The organism is Shewanella insulae (genome assembly GCF_009831655.1).
In the GTDB taxonomy this organism is placed as follows: domain Bacteria; phylum Pseudomonadota; class Gammaproteobacteria; order Enterobacterales; family Shewanellaceae; genus Shewanella; species Shewanella insulae.
In genome coordinates this window covers 22,045-39,164 of record NZ_WRPA01000023.1, presented here as the reverse complement: position 1 = coordinate 39,164, position 17,120 = coordinate 22,045, and the positions used below count along the sequence as shown (strand labels likewise).

18 protein-coding genes and 1 other RNA gene are annotated in these 17,120 nt (G+C 53.8%); 10 read left to right on the top strand and 9 right to left on the bottom strand.

The annotated features are described in order from the left end of the window. Positions 1–72: 72 nt before the first annotated feature. Positions 73–468, bottom strand: a complete 396-nt coding sequence (locus GNT65_RS18670; protein WP_160798705.1) for an MAPEG family protein — start codon at positions 466–468, stop codon at positions 73–75. A 232-nt stretch (positions 469–700) separates the two neighbouring features. Between GNT65_RS18670 and GNT65_RS18665 the strand changes: the two genes are divergently transcribed. The 3 genes from GNT65_RS18665 to GNT65_RS18655 all read left to right on the top strand — a co-directional run bounded on the left by GNT65_RS18665 (position 701) and on the right by GNT65_RS18655 (position 4,679). Continuing rightward, on the top strand, positions 701–1,921 hold the full coding sequence (locus GNT65_RS18665; RefSeq protein WP_160798704.1) for a threonine/serine exporter family protein: 1,221 nt from the start codon (positions 701–703) through the stop codon (positions 1,919–1,921). A gap of 181 nt (positions 1,922–2,102) precedes the next feature. After that, a complete protein-coding gene (locus tag GNT65_RS18660) occupies positions 2,103–3,791 on the top strand; it encodes a BamA/TamA family outer membrane protein (protein ID WP_160798703.1) in 1,689 nt (562 codons plus the stop codon). Between the two features lie 81 nt (positions 3,792–3,872). Next, on the top strand, positions 3,873–4,679 hold the full coding sequence (locus tag GNT65_RS18655; protein ID WP_160798702.1) for a substrate-binding periplasmic protein: 807 nt from the start codon (positions 3,873–3,875) through the stop codon (positions 4,677–4,679). Between the two features lie 124 nt (positions 4,680–4,803). On the opposite strand, the gene rnpB is transcribed toward GNT65_RS18655, so the two are convergent. Beyond that, positions 4,804–5,149, bottom strand: an RNA gene (gene rnpB, locus GNT65_RS18650) — RNase P RNA component class A. Positions 5,150–5,220: 71 nt separating this feature from the next. Next, positions 5,221–6,063 carry a 16S rRNA (cytidine(1402)-2'-O)-methyltransferase gene (rsmI, locus tag GNT65_RS18645; protein ID WP_160798722.1) on the bottom strand — a complete coding sequence of 281 codons (843 nt, stop codon included), beginning with the start codon at positions 6,061–6,063 and terminating at the stop codon, positions 5,221–5,223. 88 nt (positions 6,064–6,151) lie between these two features. Here rsmI and GNT65_RS18640 point away from each other — a divergent pair, with 88 nt between their 5' ends. The 4 genes from GNT65_RS18640 (at position 6,152) to GNT65_RS18625 (ending at position 9,619) form a co-directional block, all read left to right on the top strand. Beyond that, positions 6,152–8,050 (top strand): penicillin-binding protein activator, encoded by a 1,899-nt coding sequence (locus GNT65_RS18640; RefSeq protein ID WP_160798701.1) that lies wholly within the window; start codon positions 6,152–6,154, stop codon positions 8,048–8,050. Positions 8,051–8,064: 14 nt separating this feature from the next. Continuing rightward, positions 8,065–8,391 (top strand): YraN family protein, encoded by a 327-nt coding sequence (locus tag GNT65_RS18635; protein WP_160798721.1) that lies wholly within the window; start codon positions 8,065–8,067, stop codon positions 8,389–8,391. A 68-nt stretch (positions 8,392–8,459) separates the two neighbouring features. Next, the gene (locus GNT65_RS18630; protein ID WP_160798700.1) at positions 8,460–9,053 is read left to right on the top strand and encodes a phosphoheptose isomerase; all 594 of its coding nucleotides are present in this window, start codon (positions 8,460–8,462) and stop codon (positions 9,051–9,053) included. Next, positions 9,050–9,619 carry a BON domain-containing protein gene (locus GNT65_RS18625; RefSeq protein ID WP_160798699.1) on the top strand — a complete coding sequence of 190 codons (570 nt, stop codon included), beginning with the start codon at positions 9,050–9,052 and terminating at the stop codon, positions 9,617–9,619. Before GNT65_RS18630 ends, GNT65_RS18625 begins: the two co-directional genes overlap by 4 nt. Before the next feature lie 21 nt (positions 9,620–9,640). Here the strand turns inward: GNT65_RS18625 and GNT65_RS18620 are convergent, their stop codons facing one another. Beyond that, positions 9,641–10,510: a DMT family transporter gene (locus GNT65_RS18620; protein WP_160798698.1), complete on the bottom strand. Its 870-nt coding sequence runs from the start codon at positions 10,508–10,510 to the stop codon at positions 9,641–9,643. Positions 10,511–10,636: 126 nt separating this feature from the next. Between GNT65_RS18620 and GNT65_RS18615 the strand changes: the two genes are divergently transcribed. Beyond that, complete coding sequence (locus GNT65_RS18615) at positions 10,637–11,512, top strand: LysR substrate-binding domain-containing protein (RefSeq protein WP_160798720.1); 876 nt, start codon at positions 10,637–10,639, stop codon at positions 11,510–11,512. Positions 11,513–11,576: 64 nt separating this feature from the next. Here GNT65_RS18615 and trpS read toward each other — a convergent pair whose 3' ends face one another. The 3 genes from trpS to rpe are packed head-to-tail and all read right to left on the bottom strand — an operon-like array spanning position 11,577 to position 13,953. Continuing rightward, a complete protein-coding gene (trpS, locus tag GNT65_RS18610; RefSeq protein WP_160798697.1) occupies positions 11,577–12,575 on the bottom strand; it encodes a tryptophan--tRNA ligase in 999 nt (332 codons plus the stop codon). Positions 12,576–12,580: 5 nt separating this feature from the next. Beyond that, the gene (locus tag GNT65_RS18605) at positions 12,581–13,276 is read right to left on the bottom strand and encodes a phosphoglycolate phosphatase (protein WP_160798696.1); all 696 of its coding nucleotides are present in this window, start codon (positions 13,274–13,276) and stop codon (positions 12,581–12,583) included. A 2-nt stretch (positions 13,277–13,278) separates the two neighbouring features. After that, positions 13,279–13,953, bottom strand: a complete 675-nt coding sequence (gene rpe, locus GNT65_RS18600) for a ribulose-phosphate 3-epimerase (RefSeq protein ID WP_160798695.1) — start codon at positions 13,951–13,953, stop codon at positions 13,279–13,281. Between the two features lie 211 nt (positions 13,954–14,164). Here rpe and GNT65_RS18595 point away from each other — a divergent pair, with 211 nt between their 5' ends. Beyond that, the gene (locus GNT65_RS18595) at positions 14,165–14,509 is read left to right on the top strand and encodes a hypothetical protein (protein WP_160798694.1); all 345 of its coding nucleotides are present in this window, start codon (positions 14,165–14,167) and stop codon (positions 14,507–14,509) included. Positions 14,510–14,517: 8 nt separating this feature from the next. Further along, positions 14,518–14,691, top strand: a complete 174-nt coding sequence (locus tag GNT65_RS18590; protein WP_160798693.1) for a DUF2970 domain-containing protein — start codon at positions 14,518–14,520, stop codon at positions 14,689–14,691. 34 nt (positions 14,692–14,725) lie between these two features. Here GNT65_RS18590 and GNT65_RS18585 read toward each other — a convergent pair whose 3' ends face one another. Together GNT65_RS18585 and GNT65_RS18580 are read right to left on the bottom strand one after the other, a co-directional pair. Next, positions 14,726–15,565 (bottom strand): Dam family site-specific DNA-(adenine-N6)-methyltransferase, encoded by an 840-nt coding sequence (locus GNT65_RS18585; protein ID WP_160798692.1) that lies wholly within the window; start codon positions 15,563–15,565, stop codon positions 14,726–14,728. A 52-nt stretch (positions 15,566–15,617) separates the two neighbouring features. Further along, the gene (locus tag GNT65_RS18580; RefSeq protein ID WP_160798691.1) at positions 15,618–17,105 is read right to left on the bottom strand and encodes an AAA family ATPase; all 1,488 of its coding nucleotides are present in this window, start codon (positions 17,103–17,105) and stop codon (positions 15,618–15,620) included. Positions 17,106–17,120 lie beyond the last annotated feature (15 nt).

The window sequence follows — 17,120 nt, the reverse complement described above, 5'->3', positions numbered from 1 at the left end:
CTAAAAGGAGGCGGAGTATAACAGTGAAAACCGCTTAGGTGTGAACAAAAAAGCAGCAAGGATGGCGATTTTCTATGCCAAGATGAAGTAAAACAGATTCACCACCGCCAGGGCCAGTATCACCAGCCAGCTGAGCAGCACGCCCCAGAAGCGGCCGAAGTGATAGCCGCCGCGCCCCTGAGTTAGGCCGATGGCGTGTAAGATGCGCGCCACCAGCCATAGGGTGCCGGCAGCATGCAGGTAGACGGGGGCCAGGCCGTTGAGTTCGGTCACCAGCAGCAAGAGGAGCGCGATTGGGGCATTCTCGATGAGATTGGCATGTACCCGATTCGCCAGGCGCAGATCTTCACTGCCGCCTGAACCCAGGCCTATCTTGAGCCCGCGTCGCAGGCGTACCACGCGATAGGTGAAGAACACCGCCATGATGGCCGTGAGTGCAATATAAAATCCCGAAACGCTTACCGACATATCTCTATCCTTAATGACACCATCTAATTTCTCGCCAGTCTTTAACACTGACAAATAAAAGTCCTAATTAAGACCCTAACAAACCAGCGAAAACCACTGGTCGATTCTATCCTTGGCTAACTTAACCCGAATTTAAAAAAATTCCCAAGCCATTAACCTTTTTGGTACAAGATAGGTTAAGATGCGCTCGCTTAAGCATCACCCCCAGATTTCACCATCATGGACTGTACAATTGGATAACGCAGAGTTTCTCGAAAAACGCAGATTTATCATAAAATTAGGTAAGGCCCTGCACAAGTTTGGTACCCCTGCCTACCGTCTAGAGGGCCATCTGCAATCGATCTCTAATGTCTTAGGTATCGAAGGCTACTTTCTGATCTCGCCAACCTCCATGACCTTCGTGTTGCAACACGATACGGATCAGGAATACAACCATATGGCTCGCGTTAAGCCTGGCGAGATGGATCTGGGTTCCCTGGCCCGTACCGACGAATTGGTGGAAGAGGTGCTCTCGGGCAAGCGTACCCTGACCGAGGCACTGGAACGCCTCGAAGAGATTGCCAACAAGCCCAATCCCTATGGCCCGCTGCTGACCCTACTGGCCTTCGGCTGCTCCGCCGGCGCCTTCGCCATGTTGATGGGCACCAGCTGGAACGATGTCTTCTGGTCGGCGATACTCGGCTTCATGGTCTATGGCCTGGTCTACCGCGCCGAGCACTCCAAGCGCATAGCCGAGACCTTGGAACCCCTGGCCGCCATCTTGTGCGCCATCGCCGCCTGCGGCATCGCCTACTTCGACCCTTATATCAATATCCCCGTGGTGATCCTCTCGGGCATCATCGTCTTTATCCCCGGGCTGGCACTCACCCTGGGACTGGCCGAGCTGTCGGCGCGGGATCTGATCTCAGGCACGGCGCGCATCATGGATGCTTCCATGTTGCTGTTTAAACTCTATTTCGGCGCGATTTTCGGCATGGTGATAGGCAACGCCATCTTTGGCGAGGCGATCTATTTCGAGCCAGAGCCTCTGCCCCGCTGGGCCATCTGGTCTGCCGTTCCCATACTCTCAACCGCGCTGGTGATCATCTTCAAGGCCAGGCTAAAGGACTCTCCCTGGGGGATATTTGCCGGTATCGTCGCCTTCTTCTCGGCCATGCTGGCGGGGATCTACCTGGGGGAATCTATCGGTATCTTCTTCGGCGCCCTGGCGGTAGGTATCTACTCTAACCTCTATGCCCGCTGGATGAAGTCGCCCGCCTCCATCGCCCTGCTGCAAGGGATAGTGATCTTGGTACCCGGTAGCAAGACCTATATCGGCCTCAACACCCTGATCTTGGGTGAGACCATGCTCAACCAGTCACACATAGGCACACAGATCTTCCTGATCTTCATGTCGCTCATCGCCGGACTCATCTTCGCCAACGTAGCCGTGCCGCCCCGTCGCACCCTCTAAGTGACGAGCCAAGTCCTGATGCAGTCTATGTGCCTGCATCAGGATTTGCGCAAGTAAAATCATCATCTTATTTTATCTTCGCCGCTTGACTATTTGGTGTTGCGGGTGTGTTATTAAATTGTGTTTAATTTTTAACCCCTGAATCCTCCTTTAAGATAAAAGCAAGATTAGGATGATCACTATGCTGACTGGTGCGCGCAACTCTTTGCTATTTGGTTGCCTATTGGCGAGCGGTCTCTGCTCGGCCGAAACCCAGCATACGGCAAAGATTCAGGCATCCCCAGGCCAAAGCACAGAGGCTGGCATTCGGGACGATACACAGCCTGACAGCAAAAAGCCGATCAACAAGATAGTGGTGGTCAGCAATGCCATCTTCGACGAGTCAGACCCCGACGCCTTCTTTATCCATCGCTGGGCCAACTACCTACACATCAACACGCTGGAATCGACCATACTCAACAAGCTCAGCTTCAGCGATAAGGATAAGGTCTCGCAGAAAGATCTCGACGAGGCCCAGCGAATCTTGCGATATGAGCCCTATATTCGTGACGCCAGAATCAGCTATGCCCAGCGGGATCCCGATACCAACTCGGAGGAGACTGACGAAGGCGAGACCATATTGGTGGAGACCTGGGACAACTGGTCGTTACTGCCCACCTTTAGCGCCGGCCACAGTGGCGGTGAGAGTAAGTTCTCCTTCGGCATCAAAGAGGATAACCTGCTGGGGCTGGGGGTACGCACCCGCCTGAAATATCAATCAAGCGTAGATCGTACCGGCTATCAGCTGGCCTTTCGCGTCCCCACCGACTGGTTGGTGAAACACTCGACCCTCACCGCAAACTTTTATGACAACAGCGATGGCCAGGCCACTTATTTAGACTTCACTAAGCCCTTCTATCGACTCGATACCCAAAACATGTACTCGGGCCGCTTTATCAACGATAAGCGCACCGACACCATCAAGCAGAACGGCTTCGACGTGAATGAATTTGAGCATAAGGTTGAATACGCCAACGCCCAATATGGTTGGCGCCTGAATAAGCTGGATAATTGGCGCTCTCGCCTCATCGCGGGCGTCACCCAGGATAAACACAGCTTCACCAACGTCCCTCTGTATCCGAACGACGACCTACCCCAAGACAGAGACTTTCTCTACCCCTGGGTCGCCTACCAGTTTATCGAAGACGACTATAAGGTGCTCAACAACGTCTACCTGATTAACCACAACGAAGACATCAACTTAGGTTGGCAACACTATGTCAAATTCGGTATAGAGACCCAGGACACGTCCGGCAGCAACGCCTTGGGCTACCATATCAACTGGTACTCCTCCGGGGGATATAAGAACGAGGATCAACTAATTTTGCTGAGAATGGACGGCGAGGGCGTATTTGCCACCAGCCAGCCGGACTACTTCAAGGTCAATGCGATCGCCGAGTTCTTCTACCAGATCAACCCTAAGTGGACCGCCTATTCCAAGGTCCGCCTAAGCACCTCACAAAATAACTACTTGGACGCCCCCTTCGCCCTGGGCGATGACACAGGCATACGCGGCTACCCCAACGATTATCAACATGGCGACAATCAATGGCTACTGAGCGCCGAGATCAGAAACTATCCCAACATCAACCTGTATCAACTGGCCGAACTCGGCTGGGCAGTATTTACCGATATCGGTCAGGCCAGCGGCGGTGCGGATCAAGACAACGAGCTCTCGGGTCCCATAGGCAGCATAGGCATAGGCGCTCGCATCTTCTCCTCCCGCTCCAGCTACGGCCATGTAGCCCATATAGACCTCACACTACCCTTTACCAGCGGCGCAGAGGTCAACAGCTGGGAATGGCGCTTTCAGGTCAGAAGCCGTTTTTAACGCCGACATTAATTTATACGCAGCCAAAACATGAGGCGCCTATACTTATTTCTACCTTGCCGATGAGAAGGGCGAGTGCCAATGAAAAATAGCGGCTTACAATTACTGCTTCTGGCTCAGCTACTATTTTGTCCTGTCACCGAGGCGAATGCTGAACCACTTCAAGTCCTGTTTCACGAGTTTGCACCACACAGCTACCTAAGCCAATCAGGAAAAGCACAGGGGGTTTTAGTCGAACTGGTCGAGCAGGTCTGCAAAGAGTGGACAGATCCCTGTGAGGTAGCAATTCGTCCCAATCGACGCGCCCAGTTCCTATTCGACACTGGTGAAGTACCGGCACGCTTCTTAGCCTGGAATCCTGATCGCGCAAAGAACATGTGGTTTTCTGTACCATTAGTACAGACAGAGTACGGTTTTTTCTCCCTCAAGTCCTATCCTATTACCGAGCTTAGCCAACTCGCCAAGAGCACTGTGGGGGTCTACGGACCGTCAAATACTGCCCGCTCTCTCAATCTGCAAAAACAGAAACTGCTCGATGCTAAGCAGCTCCCTTTCAACACTGAGGTGTATGTCAGGGGCAATGAACTCCCTCTTAAGATGCTGCAAAAAAAACGCTTTCATGCATACTACGCCAATCGGGAGGGTGGGTATTTCTACGCCGCCAAAATAGGCCTGAAAGATCTCAACTTTTTCAGCGCAGACCGCCAAGTCTATTACAGTATTGCCTTCAACAAAGCTTACGTCCCTCACCAAACCGTTCGGCAGTTCAACCAGCTTTTCGCCGCAATGCTCCTCCAAGGGAAGTTAGACGCCATCTATGCCAAGTGGCATGCCAAACCAGCCTACCTAGATCCCGCCGTGTATCAGGAGATGAGTATTCCTTACTAAATCCATTTCTTACTAAATCAAAGTCGGCTGATATCGAAAGCCTGTGTACTCTACAGACAAACTATCCCTTACAGGCCCTGAAAAGCAAAAGGCCTCACATCGCTGTGAGGCCTTTCAAATAAAGAGGTTGAGTTGGCCGATAAGCCGGGTCCTGTCGTGGACAGTTATTCATCTAGGCCTGCAATCGCTCACAGGCTCAAGCGACCTACCCGGTCCCAACGCGAGCAGCGCCATACGGGACCCTATTTGGTCTTGCTTCGGGTAGAGTTTACCTTGCAACGGACTGTTACCAGCCGCCCGGTGCGCTCTTACCGCACCCTTTCACCCTTACCAATCCGAAGATTGGCGGTCTCCTCTCTGCTGCACTTGTCGTCGGTTCACACCGCCCAGGCGTTACCTGGTACCCTGCTCTATGAAGCCCGGACTTTCCTCCCCGCTCTATTGAGCGCGGCAACTGTCTGGCCAACTCGGCGCGGATTATAGCCTAATGCGGCGCTGCGCACCACCTTATATTGACGCAGCGCAAGCCGATAGTTGCCGACTAGAGATCCAGTTCAAGCCCCAGCTTATAGAGGGCATTCTTCTTCAGCCCATGGATCTGCGCCGCCAGCGCCGAGGCCTTCTTCAACGGCAGCTCTTGACTCAGCAGCTTAAGCGTATCCAGCGCCTGGGCGGGTACACCGGCATCTTCATCTGTGCGATGGCCGTGACACATAAGCACGATTTCACCCTTCTGCTGGTTGGGGTCCTCACTCACGGTCGCCAGCACCTCGGCTGCAGTGCCAGAGAGGAAGGTCTCGAAGGTCTTGGTGACTTCACGGGCCATCACCACCTGACGATCGGCTCCCAGCGCGGCCACGATAGAGGTTAGGCTGTGAAGGATACGATGGGGCGACTCGTAGAAGATCAGGGTGCGGGGGTCCTCTTTTAGCTCGGTCAGCTTATCCATGCGGCCCTTCTCCTTAGCGGGCAGAAAACCCTCGAACGAGAAGCGATCCGACGGCAGCCCCGAGGCGCTCAGCGCTGTGATAGCCGCACAGGGGCCCGGCAGGGGCACTACCTTGAAGCCGGCTTCACGCACCTGTGACACCAGATGATAGCCGGGATCTGAGATCAGCGGCGTACCGGCATCGGAGATCAGCGCCACCGACTCGCCTGCGGCCAGCTTTTGGATGATCCCCTGGGCACGGTCGCGCTCGTTGTGATCATGCAGCGCCGTCTTGCGGGTCTCGATACCGAAATGGCTCAATAACTTACCACTATGGCGTGTGTCCTCACAGGCGATAAGGGAGACCTGATTCAATACCTCCAGGGCGCGGCTGCTGATGTCACCAAGGTTACCGATTGGCGTAGGAACTATGTAAAGTGCGACCGACAGGTCCATATCTACCTCTGTAATGATTGTCACAAGACTTTCGTCAGGCGTAAGAGAAGGTTAAACTACAGCCAGCATCTTACCAGAGTGAAGTCCTGTGTTAAAAAGACTGAATACAACTAAATTAATCTCCGCCGCTGTGTTGGCCACAATATTATTCGGTTGTGCCACGGCGCCAACCCCAGTAAAAGAAACCAGCAGCCAAGTTTCTTTGGTGAGTGCCACCCAAAGCCCAGCAGAGTATCTGGCAGATGCCAAGCAGGCCACAGATGCCGAACACAAGAACCGTCTGATGCTGCTCGCCGCCCACGCCTTCATCAACCAAGGCGACACGGGCAATGCCGGTAAAACCTTGACGGCGATAAAATCTAGCCTGGTCAACAAGCCAGAGATCCTGGCCGAGCACAGATACCTGAGCGCCCGTGTGCTGGAGCAAACCGATAACTATGATCAGGCCCTGGCCCTACTCAACTATCCCAGCCAGTGGCGACTCGCCAACTGGCAGATGGTCTCCTACCATCAACTCAAGGCGCGCCTCTATCAACTGAGCAAGGCACCAATCGAGCAGGCCAAGGAACTCACCCTGCTGGCCACTTATCTGCCGAGCAATGAGGCGAGTGAGGTCAACGACGAGATCTGGGGCATATTACAGCCCCTGCACGAGCAGACACTGCAGGCCTTTAGCCAGGACAGCAGCAACCCCATCTTTGCAGGCTGGCTGCAGCTGGCCTATATCGCCAAACATTATGCCATAGACCCTCAACAATTGGTGCAGCAACTGGGTAACTGGCAGCAGGACAACCCTGGCCATCCTGGCGCAAAGAAACTGCCGACGGATCTGGAGCGTGCGCTAAATACCAAGCCCTACAAGCCGAAGAAGATTGCCGTTTTGCTGCCACTCACAGGCCCCAGAGCCGCCATCGCCGACACGGTCAAGCAAGGGATCATCTCCAGCTACCTGACCAATCCGGATGACTCGGTAGCGGTCAACTTCTTCGATACTGCCCAAGGTGCAGAGCTTGCCCAGCAGCAGGCAATTGCCGCCGGTGCCGACTTCATCATTGGCCCCCTGCTACAGTCTGAAGTGGAGAGTCTGATACAGGCTGAGGCGAAAGCCGGGCAGCAAACGACAGCTCAAACACAACCCGGTGCGCAGCCAGTCCCTCATGCTCAGGCACAAGATCAGATACAGGCTAAGGTGCCTCAGCTGTTCCTTAACCATGTGGACAACTTTACGCCATCAGACGATCGCTTCTTCTTCGCTCTCTCGCCCACAGATGAGGCGATAGATGCGGCGCAGAAACTCTATAACGACGGCATAGAAAAACCGCTGCTGCTTGCTAGCGACGATGGCGTGGGCCGCCGCATGGCCGAGGCGTTCAAAGGCAAGTGGCTAGAGCTGACTCAGGAAGAGGCGGAGATCCACTACTACAAGCGCGGTGACGAGATGAAAGTCACTGTGCAGAAATCCCTCGGTGTGATCGACAGTAAGGAGCGTATTGCTCGCATAAAGACGCTGCTTGGCAGCAAGATCGAAGCCGACTTTAGATCTCGCCGCGACATCGACGCCATCTATATGATCGCCAGCAATCAAGATCTGCCGCTGCTCAAGCCCTTTATCGACGTGAATTTCAGCGTATTTGCCGAGCCTGTACCGCTATACACCACCAGCCGTAGCCGTATCGAGAGTCGCTCTCGCGCCGCCGCCCAGGAGCTGAACAACCTGACCATCAGCGATATTCCCTGGTTGCTCGAGTCGAATGCCGAAACCGCCGAGGTCGCCCGTCTCTGGCCAACCTGGGGCAACAGCCAGAAACGCCTGTACGTGATGGGTTTCGACGCCCTGCAGCTGGTGAGTAAATTGGCACAGATGCGCGCCCTGCCCGGCTACCAATACTCGGGTCGTAGCGGCCTGCTTTCTGTGTCGCCCGATGGTACGATTAACCGTCAGCTCAGTTGGGGACGCTATCAGCGAGGCAACTTGAGACCACTATGACGGATGCAGAGCACCTGACCAAGGGCCAACTGGCGGAAGACCTCGCCCTGGCCTATCTGGAACAACAGGGGCTCACGCTGGTCGAACGCAATGTACGCTATCCATTTGGCGAGATAGACCTCATAATGCGCCAAGGTCAAAAATGGATTTTTGTTGAGGTAAAATACCGCCAATCGAAACAGTTTGGCGGCGCCATACAGGCGGTTAGCCGAGGCAAGATAGCAAGGCTTAATCGAGCGGCGAGTCATTATATGCAGCTTAAACAGATAGATGCACAATGCCGATTCGATCTCCTGGCCATAGATGGCAAAGATATTCAGTGGATCACCAACGCCTTTTAGTGCTCCACTCAGCCACCACCATGCGAGTGAAGGCTTGTTAAACAGTTTTATTTTTAAAGGATAATTCCATGCTAGAACGTATTAAAGACAGTTTTACCCACTCTATCCAGACCAAGATCGATGCGGCGGAGGCCCTGCCCGAATCTATAGAGAAAGCGGCAGAGATGATGGTGCAGTGTCTGCTAGGCGGCAACAAGATCTTGGCCTGTGGTAATGGCGGTAGCGCGGGCGATGCCCAGCACTTCTCAGCCGAGCTGCTAAACCGCTACGAGATCGAGCGCCCGCCACTACCGGCCATCGCCCTGACAACCGACACCTCGACCATTACCGCCATAGGTAACGACTACAGCTATGACGAGATCTTCTCTAAGCAGATCCTGGCACTGGGCCAACCTGGCGACATCTTACTGGCCATCTCAACCAGTGGTAACTCGGGTAACGTTATCAAGGCAATGGAAGCGGCACTGAGCCGCGACATGACAATCGTTGCCCTCACGGGTAAAGACGGTGGCGCCATGGCCGGGCTCATGGGCGAAAACGATGTGGAGGTGCGCGTACCTTCTAACGTCACCGCACGCATTCAGGAAGTGCACCTACTGGTGATCCACTGCCTGTGCGACAACATCGACCGCACCCTCTTCCCTCAGGATGATCAGGCATGAGAGCTCTGCTCCCAATCCTAACCGTACTCTTGCTGTTACAAGGCTGCGCCGGGGCCGTTATGGTCGGCGCAGTGGGCGGGGCCATGATGGTCAACGATGAGCGTAGCTTCTCGACCCAGCTGGACGACACCAACGCCGACTTTCAGATCGCCAGCGCCCTGGCTGCCCACGAAGATATTAAGAATCAAACTAATATCACCGGGGTGGCGATGAATGGCAACGTACTCATGATAGGCCAGGCCCCCAGCTCCATGCTGAGGGATAAGGCGATCAACACGGTGCAGAAACTCAACCTGGGCGGCAAGATCCACAATCAGATCCGCATAGGTAACCCAACCTCCTTTACCACCCGCAGCAACGATACCTGGATCACCACTAAGGTGAAGACACGTATGCTCAATGACAAGGATCTGGATATCACTCGCATCAAGGTGATCACCGAAAATGGTGAGGTCTTTCTCCTCGGTGTCATCAGCCGCGATCAGGCCGATCTTGCGGTAGATATTACCCGCAACACCGCCGGGGTCAGAAAGGTCATCAAGGTCTTCGACACACCTAGCAGCTAAATCGCCGGGCGCACCCGGCGCCTAGGCGAGCTCAACCCCTCTCAACTTAAGCCATCTGCGGGTCAAGATCGGTAATATGATGCTAGGTAACACAATCAGACCGGCACCCAGCCAACCTAAGGGATCCAGCCATTCGTCAAACCAGAGCCAACCAAACAGCACACAGAACAGCAGGCCGCTGTACTCGGCAATGGCTATCTCGCTGGCCTGGGCCCTACGGTAGGCCAACACGCTAAACAGCTGATAGGCGAGTAGGAAGATATTACTCAGCAGGGCGATACCCAACACAGGCCAACTAAAGCCTGCAAATCCCTGCCAGGCGGCAAATCCTATCACTAAGGGCAGACTCAAGAGGTTGTAGCAGATCACTGTAACACTTGCCGCCTCGCTGCTGGGCAGCCACCTAAGCATCAACTGATTGGCGGCAAAGACAATGGCCGACACCAAAACCGCCAACGCAGCCAGGTTGATCTCGCTGGGCCTGAGTATGATGAGAATACCGATGAAGCCTAAGATACTGGCCAAGATCTGCTGACTACTGAGTCGCTCCTTGAGGAACAACATCCCCATGAGGACGATCATCAGAGGCGCGGAATAAAACAGCGAGCTAACGGTCGCCAGCGGCAGAGTCATCAGGCCCAAGATAAGCAGCAGACCGCCGATCGCGCCGCTGTTGGCCCTAATCAGGTGCAGCTTTAAGAAAGCGGTTCTTGGTCGACCGGCGTAGAGCCAGAACGGCAACATCATCACTAACGCCGTCACCTGGCGCAGCAGTAGAAACATGGTGGCATCGCTCTGCTCGGGCAACCACTTTATCGACACATCATAGAGGGCGGTGAACACATTCCCCAGCAGCAGGAGGCCGAGGCCCAACATCAGGTTGCGCGGCATCACAACCTCCATCATCAAGAATTATCTGGCTGCATGATAACGATCAAGATACTGTAGCTAAAATGATGATTTCTTATCATACATGAATTAAATTCATTAATTGGTGTTCGGCACAGGAGACAGATGATGAGGAAGATCCCCCCGCTCAGGGCGTTACAGATATTCGAGGCGGCTGCACGCTTGCAGCACTTCTCCCGAGCCGCACAGGAGCTGTGCATTACCCAGAGTGCCGTGTCTCATCAGGTTCGTCAGCTGGAGGAACACTTCGCCTTGCCTCTATTCCAGCGCGAGGGCCGCAGCCTGAGGCTCACCGACAAGGGGGAACAGCTGTTTCAGGAAACCGCGAGGATCTTCAACGAGCTAGGGGAACTGAATCAAAGGTTCTTGGGCGAGAAACCCGAGGCGCTACGCCTGGTGGTTTACAGCTCCTTTGCCGTGAAATGGTTGATCCCCAGGCTCAGTGAGTTTCGCCGCTCGCATCCGGAGATTCAGGTACGTCTGGATATGATCACCGAAGACCCTGTGCTGTCCCACAGCAGCGCCGACATGTTCATCACGGGTCAGCAGAATCAGAAGGGCTACTGGCAGCAACTACTGCACGCCGAACGCCTGATCCCCGTCTGCAGCCCCGAGCTTATCAACAGCGGCGATAAACTGGATCTCGACTGGCTCAGTACCCAGCAGCTGCTGACAGTGGACGAAGGGCCCCTCGGGCTGGATTGGCAGCGCTGGTTTGAGCATAACCAACTCGTAGGCCCAGAGGAACGCCAGCAACAGCTCTTCAGCCATGTGTTGATGGCGATCGAGGCCGCCATTGCCGGGCAGGGGGTGGCATTGGCATCGGACTTCATGGTGCTGGATGATATCGCCAAGCAGCGCCTGATGGCGCTGCCCTTTGCTGGCATAGATACGGGGTTCGAGTTTAACTTCCTCTGCAAGCAGCGCCGCCTGCAGGAACCGGCAATCGCGGCCTTTGTTCACTGGCTAACCCAGCAGGGCTAGCGAATTTTCCTTAAGATTATTCCATAAAAAAAGCCGGCTGATGCCGGCTTTTTTATTTGCTCGATTAGAGCAGAAGACCAATCTTGTCATAGACCTTCTTCAGGGTCACTTCGGCACGGGCCTGAGCCTTCTCGGCGCCTTCATGCATCACCTGATTGAGGAAACTCTGATCGGCTCTGTACTCCTTGAAGCGCTCCTGCAGCGGCTCTAACATACCCACAACCGCCTCTCCGGCAGCGACTTTAAGATGACCGTACATCTTGCCTTCGAACTCAGCTTCCAGGCTGGCGATGCTCTGGCCCGTCACGCCCGACATCAGACTCAACAGGTTAGATACGCCAGGCTTGTTCTCGACATCGAAACGCACCACAGGCGGCTCGTCGCTGTCTGTCATCGCCTTCTTCAGCTTCTTCATGACCGCCTTAGGATCTTCCAGCAGGCCGATCACATTGTTGCGGTTGTCGTCAGACTTAGACATCTTCTTCAATGGATCCTGTAGCGACATCACCTTGGCGCCATGCTCAGGAATGAAAGGCTCGGGGATGGTGAAGGTCTCGCCATAGGCGTTGTTGAAGCGTGTCGCAATATCACGTGTTAATTCAAGATGTTGCTTCTGATCTTGTCCCACAGGGATCTCGTTTGCCTGATACAGCAGTATGTCTGCCGCCATCAATACCGGGTAGCCGAACAGGCCGACGTTGATATTGTTGGCATGCTTCTGCGACTTGTCCTTAAACTGCGTCATGCGGCTAAGCTCACCCATCTGGGTGTAGCAGTTCAGCGCCCACCCCAGCTGTGTGTGCTGAGGAACCTGCGACTGGATAAAGACTGTGCTCTTCTTAGGATCGACACCACAAGCCAGATATAGGGCCAGGGTATCTAAGCAGGCGTCACGCAGCTTCTGCGGATCTTGACGTACGGTAATGGCATGCAGATCGACCACACAATATAGGCAATCATGACTATCTTGCATCGCAACCCACTGACGTAGTGCACCCATGTAGTTACCAATGGTCAATTCACCTGACGGTTGGGCACCGCTAAGCACAATAGGTTTAGTCATAAAATTTATTGCTCCAATACAATTTGGCTGCCTGTTATCTGCGCCAATACTTCTTTAAATGTGTTACAAACGGCCGTCGGGCCGCTCAGCCCAATATCTTCACCGTAGTTGTACCCATAGGTCAAGCCGATCGAGGAAATACCCGCCGCTTTCGCCGCGAAAATATCGTTTCGGGAGTCACCCACCATTAAAAGCTGCTCATCATCGAGCTGCCACGCCTGTTTGAGGTGAGTCAGGGGCAGTGGATCCGGCTTCATCTTCTCCAGCGAATCCCCCCCCAACACCTGATTAAACAGGTGATCGATACCGAATGCCTCCAGCAGGGGCACAGTGAATCGATAGGGCTTGTTGGTGACAATCGCCAATTGATAACCCAGGCCTGCCAGCTGCTCGAGCACAGACTTCACGCCATCGTAGAGACGGCTGTGTTGTTGCAAATTTGCCTCGTAATGCTTGCTAAACAGCGGCATGGCGGCATCGATATCCGCCTGTGTTGCCGCCTCGCCGCGGGCGAAGGTCAAGGCACGCTCCACCAGCTTGGCAGCACCATTACCTACCCAGCTACGCACCTGCTCCTCATCGCACAGGGGCAAGGCCAGTTCGGCTAACATGCCTTGGGTGGCGGCGGCCAGATCCGGCACGCTGTCGATAAGCGTGCCATCGAGATCGAAGGCGATCCCCTTAATAGATTGGGCTTTCATATTTAAGCATCGACCTTAGCCAGCTCGCCGCGCATCTCGTCGATCACCGCCTTGTAGTCTGGCTTATTGAAAATTGCCGAACCGGCCACGAACATGTCGGCACCCGCCGCCGCGATCTCGGCGATATTGTCGACCTTAACGCCACCATCGACTTCTAAACGAATGTCGAAACCGCTGGCATCGATACGCTCACGCACCTGGCGCAGCTTATCCAGTGTCGACGGGATAAAGGACTGGCCACCAAAACCTGGGTTAACCGACATCAGCAGAATCACGTCCAGCTTATCCATCACATGATCCAGATAGTGCAGCGGAGTCGCCGGGTTGAATACCAGGCCAGCCTTACAACCAGATTCTTTAATCAGCTGCAGGGTGCGATCGATATGCTCAGAGGCCTCTGGATGGAAGGTGATGATAGAGGCGCCGGCGTCGACGAAATCGGGAATGATGCGATCCACAGGCTTCACCATGAGGTGCACGTCGATATCGGCGGTCACACCGTAATCACGCAGCGCCTTACACACCATAGGGCCTATGGTCAGGTTTGGCACATAATGGTTATCCATCACGTCGAAGTGAACCACATCGGCACCGGCCTTCAGCACGGCCTCGACATCTTCCCCGAGACGGGCAAAGTCGGCAGATAAGATAGAGGGAGCAATTAGAAATGGACGCATGATAAACTCACTAATCTGAATAAGAATTACGCTATTCTACCTTATAGCCAAGCCCAGCCTCTATAGGCGATAACCGATTAAACGTGTTCTGGTTCAGAATTGAGTAAATTTCCCCTGTGGTAAATAGCCTCACCGAAAAATTATGTTCAAAATATAAACGCCTTTGCTATAATGCTCTGACGAGGGGTTTCCATGTTCACAGGATGTAGAGATGAGAGATAAGGCCAAAGCTTCAGCCAAGATGAAATCGGCAACGGTATTTACCGTCACAGCCGCCGTTGTTGGTTTTACTGCCATTGGCGTTCAGAGTCTCAGTGAAAATGAAACCAACCTGGCCTGTGTGTGCGATAGTAACACCAGCTATAACTCCTCTCTCCCCGCCAGCCACCCAAATAACCGCTGTGCCGAGCAGGCAGATAATGTCAGCTGGAGTAATTGGCTGACGGGTCGAAGCCGCTCTAATCAACTGCACTTTGTCGATCTGCTCGAACTGCTCCATGGCCATCAGGACACTCCCATGGACGATGTCACGCCCACCAGCAGCCAGCACATCTAGGCTATCTCTTGCTGCAACTCTTCCTGAGCACCCTAGCCGCCTTCTTCGGCGTGCAGACAGAGCAAAACCGCGTTCGCGACTTTCAGTCCCGCTCGCCGGTACCCTTTATTGTGATGGGAATTCTGTTGGCCTTCGCCCTGGTCGCTTCACTCATCTTTATCGTGAAACTCGTGCTGGCCTAGCAGTAAAAGCTCGGTGACCGACTAAGCTAAATGCCTAATCATTTTCGTTGTGGTAGCTGTCATCATACAGCGCCATCAGCTCATCGACCTTCTTGCGACCGCTGCCATTTTGACTGATATTGCGCTGCACCTGAATGGTATCGAACCTGGCGCCATGGTACAGCTCTCGCGTCAGCGGAATATCATGATTACTGATCAGCACAGGTATCCCCCTTTCGATCGCCGTATGACGTGACTTACGAGCCAGCAGCGCCTGGTCATCCAGGCTAAAGCCCGAGCCCACATAGGTGGTAAAACTGGACGTAGTCGAGAGTGGAGCATAAGGCGGATCGCAATAGACCACATCACCAGACTGAGTCACATCTAATGCCTCTTCGTAACCTATGCATTTAAACTCGGCCACCTGTGCCTTCTCGGCAAAGGCCTTGATCTCTTCTTCCGGGAAATAGGGTTTCTTGTATGAGCCAAAGGGCACATTGAAGCCGCCTTTCGAGTTGTAACGGCACAGGCCATTAAACCCATGACGGTTCATGTAAAGAAAATAAACAGAACGAAGAAAGGGATCCCGGGTCTGATTGAATTCACTGCGCACCTGGTAATAGGCTTCTTTATCATTCTTGGCCTCGACAAACATCGCCTTGGCCTCGGTGATATATTTTTCCGGTGTGGACTGCACTATTTTATAGAGATTGATCAGATCCTGATTGATATCGCACAACAGATAGCGCTTGTATTGGGTATTGAGAAATACCGAGCCTGCGCCGACAAAGGGCTCCACCAATCTGTCGCCTTCGGGCAGGTGCTGGGTGAGCGCATCAACCAGTTTAAATTTTCCGCCGGCCCATTTTAAGAAGGCTCTCTGTTTTTTAATCATCTAAATCGATTGAGTGCACAATGAAAACAAGTCGTCGATTGTACTCTGTTTATTAATGAATTTCACGACCCACAGACCCTTGTTGCAACTCATAGCCGGATAAATCGACCCAGGCTCTCACCCAGGGTGAAGATAACTGAGCGGTCTTGGCTAAATCGAGCGCGGCCTGCTTGCCTTCTTGCCTGTCTGAGTATTGCCCATAGAGCAGCACCCAGTAGCTTTTATAGCGAGCGATCTGCACCTGATCAACATCGGGTAGCTTGGCAATCGTGGCATCGAGGGACTGCAGACGTTTCACCGTCGCCAGCTGCAGCGTATAGCCTTCGGGATGTGGCAATGACGTAGTCGATGCTGCCAGATTGCGAGATTCACTCGGCTCGCTCACTGGCTCGGCGGCAAAGGTTTCCACCGGCTTATCAGCAGCTTCGGCCTCGCCTGATGCCTGACTTGCATGCATCTGCTGCGTTTGTGCTAGCGTCTCTTCCTGTGATGAAGGCACTTGTTCGGCTTGGTGCTCATCCTGATGATCTAGCACCTCATCTTGAGAAGACGCTTCTTCTATCTCACTTTCTAGCTCATCTCCTAGCTGAGTCTTTGACAGCCTAGCTAATTCAGCAGCTTCCACCGTGACATCTGTAGACTTTAGGACTCTCTCACTCAATCGCCCACGCCGAGTAAAATAGTCACTCAGCAGCACCTGAGCGTATCGCTTATTAAAGGCTTCCGCCCGCACCGCAGCGACCGTCTGCACCTTAGGCTGAGAAACCTTCGGCTCAGATCCCCCCCATAGCCAATAGAGACTAACGAGCAAGCATGCGACACAAGCACCCACGGCAAAATAGAGAGGCCAAGGCCTTCTCTTAGGGACTTCGGGCTCACCATGCAATGCCAGATAGAGTAGATTCACCACTTCGGCTGGCGTGCCCTGCTGACGCTGAAGCTGTTCTTTGACTATATCCCGCGGCGTGAAAGGCGTCTCCTCGCTACGGTGTAACAAGGTGTAGTAGAGTCCTTCTCGCTCTGCCGAAGTCAATGGCGCTATGGCCACCGGCAGTAATAACGGACGCTGAGTCTCAGGCAACTGGGCCAAGATCTGGTTCAAGAAATCCGCCGGTGCGGTTAGTGTCAACGAGAGCTTTTTCCCCGGCAGGGTCAACTGGCTCAGCACTATGCACTCCGCCCACAGCTCCAGAGGCAGATATTGGGCATCATCGAGCACGACATGACAGTGAGTAGGTAAGGCGTCGCACAGACGCAGCAGGGTTTCAGGCAGAGGAACTTCGTCGTCGAAAACCGGTTCGCTCAGCAGTTGCACCAGTATCTTACGGCGGATCTCGGCGCTATCGACATGTTGAGGACACACGACCAGGGCAGAGCTGACATCATCTAGCGTATCTACGAGTGCCGTGGTGAGTGTGGTCTTGCCAGCCCCCACTTCACCAGTCAAGACCGTCAACTGCTGGCCGTACAGCACTACGTGCTGCAATCTGTGTAGCAGAGACTCCTGACTGGGTAAGAGAATAGCTGTTTGAAATGTCACTTAATCACCACACAA

Bases quoted from the DNA above. Each gene is read 5' to 3' on its own strand.
- GNT65_RS18670 (WP_160798705.1), bottom strand. From the start codon at position 468: ATGTCGGTAAGCGTTTCGGGATTTTATATTGCACTCACGGCCATCATG.
- GNT65_RS18660 (WP_160798703.1), top strand. From the start codon at position 2,103: ATGCTGACTGGTGCGCGCAACTCTTTGCTATTTGGTTGCCTATTGGCG.
- GNT65_RS18655 (WP_160798702.1), top strand. From the start codon at position 3,873: ATGAAAAATAGCGGCTTACAATTACTGCTTCTGGCTCAGCTACTATTT.
- rsmI (WP_160798722.1), bottom strand. From the start codon at position 6,063: ATGGACCTGTCGGTCGCACTTTACATAGTTCCTACGCCAATCGGTAAC.
- GNT65_RS18630 (WP_160798700.1), top strand. From the start codon at position 8,460: ATGCTAGAACGTATTAAAGACAGTTTTACCCACTCTATCCAGACCAAG.
- GNT65_RS18625 (WP_160798699.1), top strand. From the start codon at position 9,050: ATGAGAGCTCTGCTCCCAATCCTAACCGTACTCTTGCTGTTACAAGGC.
- GNT65_RS18620 (WP_160798698.1), bottom strand. From the start codon at position 10,510: ATGCCGCGCAACCTGATGTTGGGCCTCGGCCTCCTGCTGCTGGGGAAT.
- GNT65_RS18615 (WP_160798720.1), top strand. From the start codon at position 10,637: ATGAGGAAGATCCCCCCGCTCAGGGCGTTACAGATATTCGAGGCGGCT.
- trpS (WP_160798697.1), bottom strand. From the start codon at position 12,575: ATGACTAAACCTATTGTGCTTAGCGGTGCCCAACCGTCAGGTGAATTG.
- GNT65_RS18605 (WP_160798696.1), bottom strand. From the start codon at position 13,276: ATGAAAGCCCAATCTATTAAGGGGATCGCCTTCGATCTCGATGGCACG.
- rpe (WP_160798695.1), bottom strand. From the start codon at position 13,953: ATGCGTCCATTTCTAATTGCTCCCTCTATCTTATCTGCCGACTTTGCC.
- GNT65_RS18595 (WP_160798694.1), top strand. From the start codon at position 14,165: ATGAGAGATAAGGCCAAAGCTTCAGCCAAGATGAAATCGGCAACGGTA.
- GNT65_RS18585 (WP_160798692.1), bottom strand. From the start codon at position 15,565: ATGATTAAAAAACAGAGAGCCTTCTTAAAATGGGCCGGCGGAAAATTT.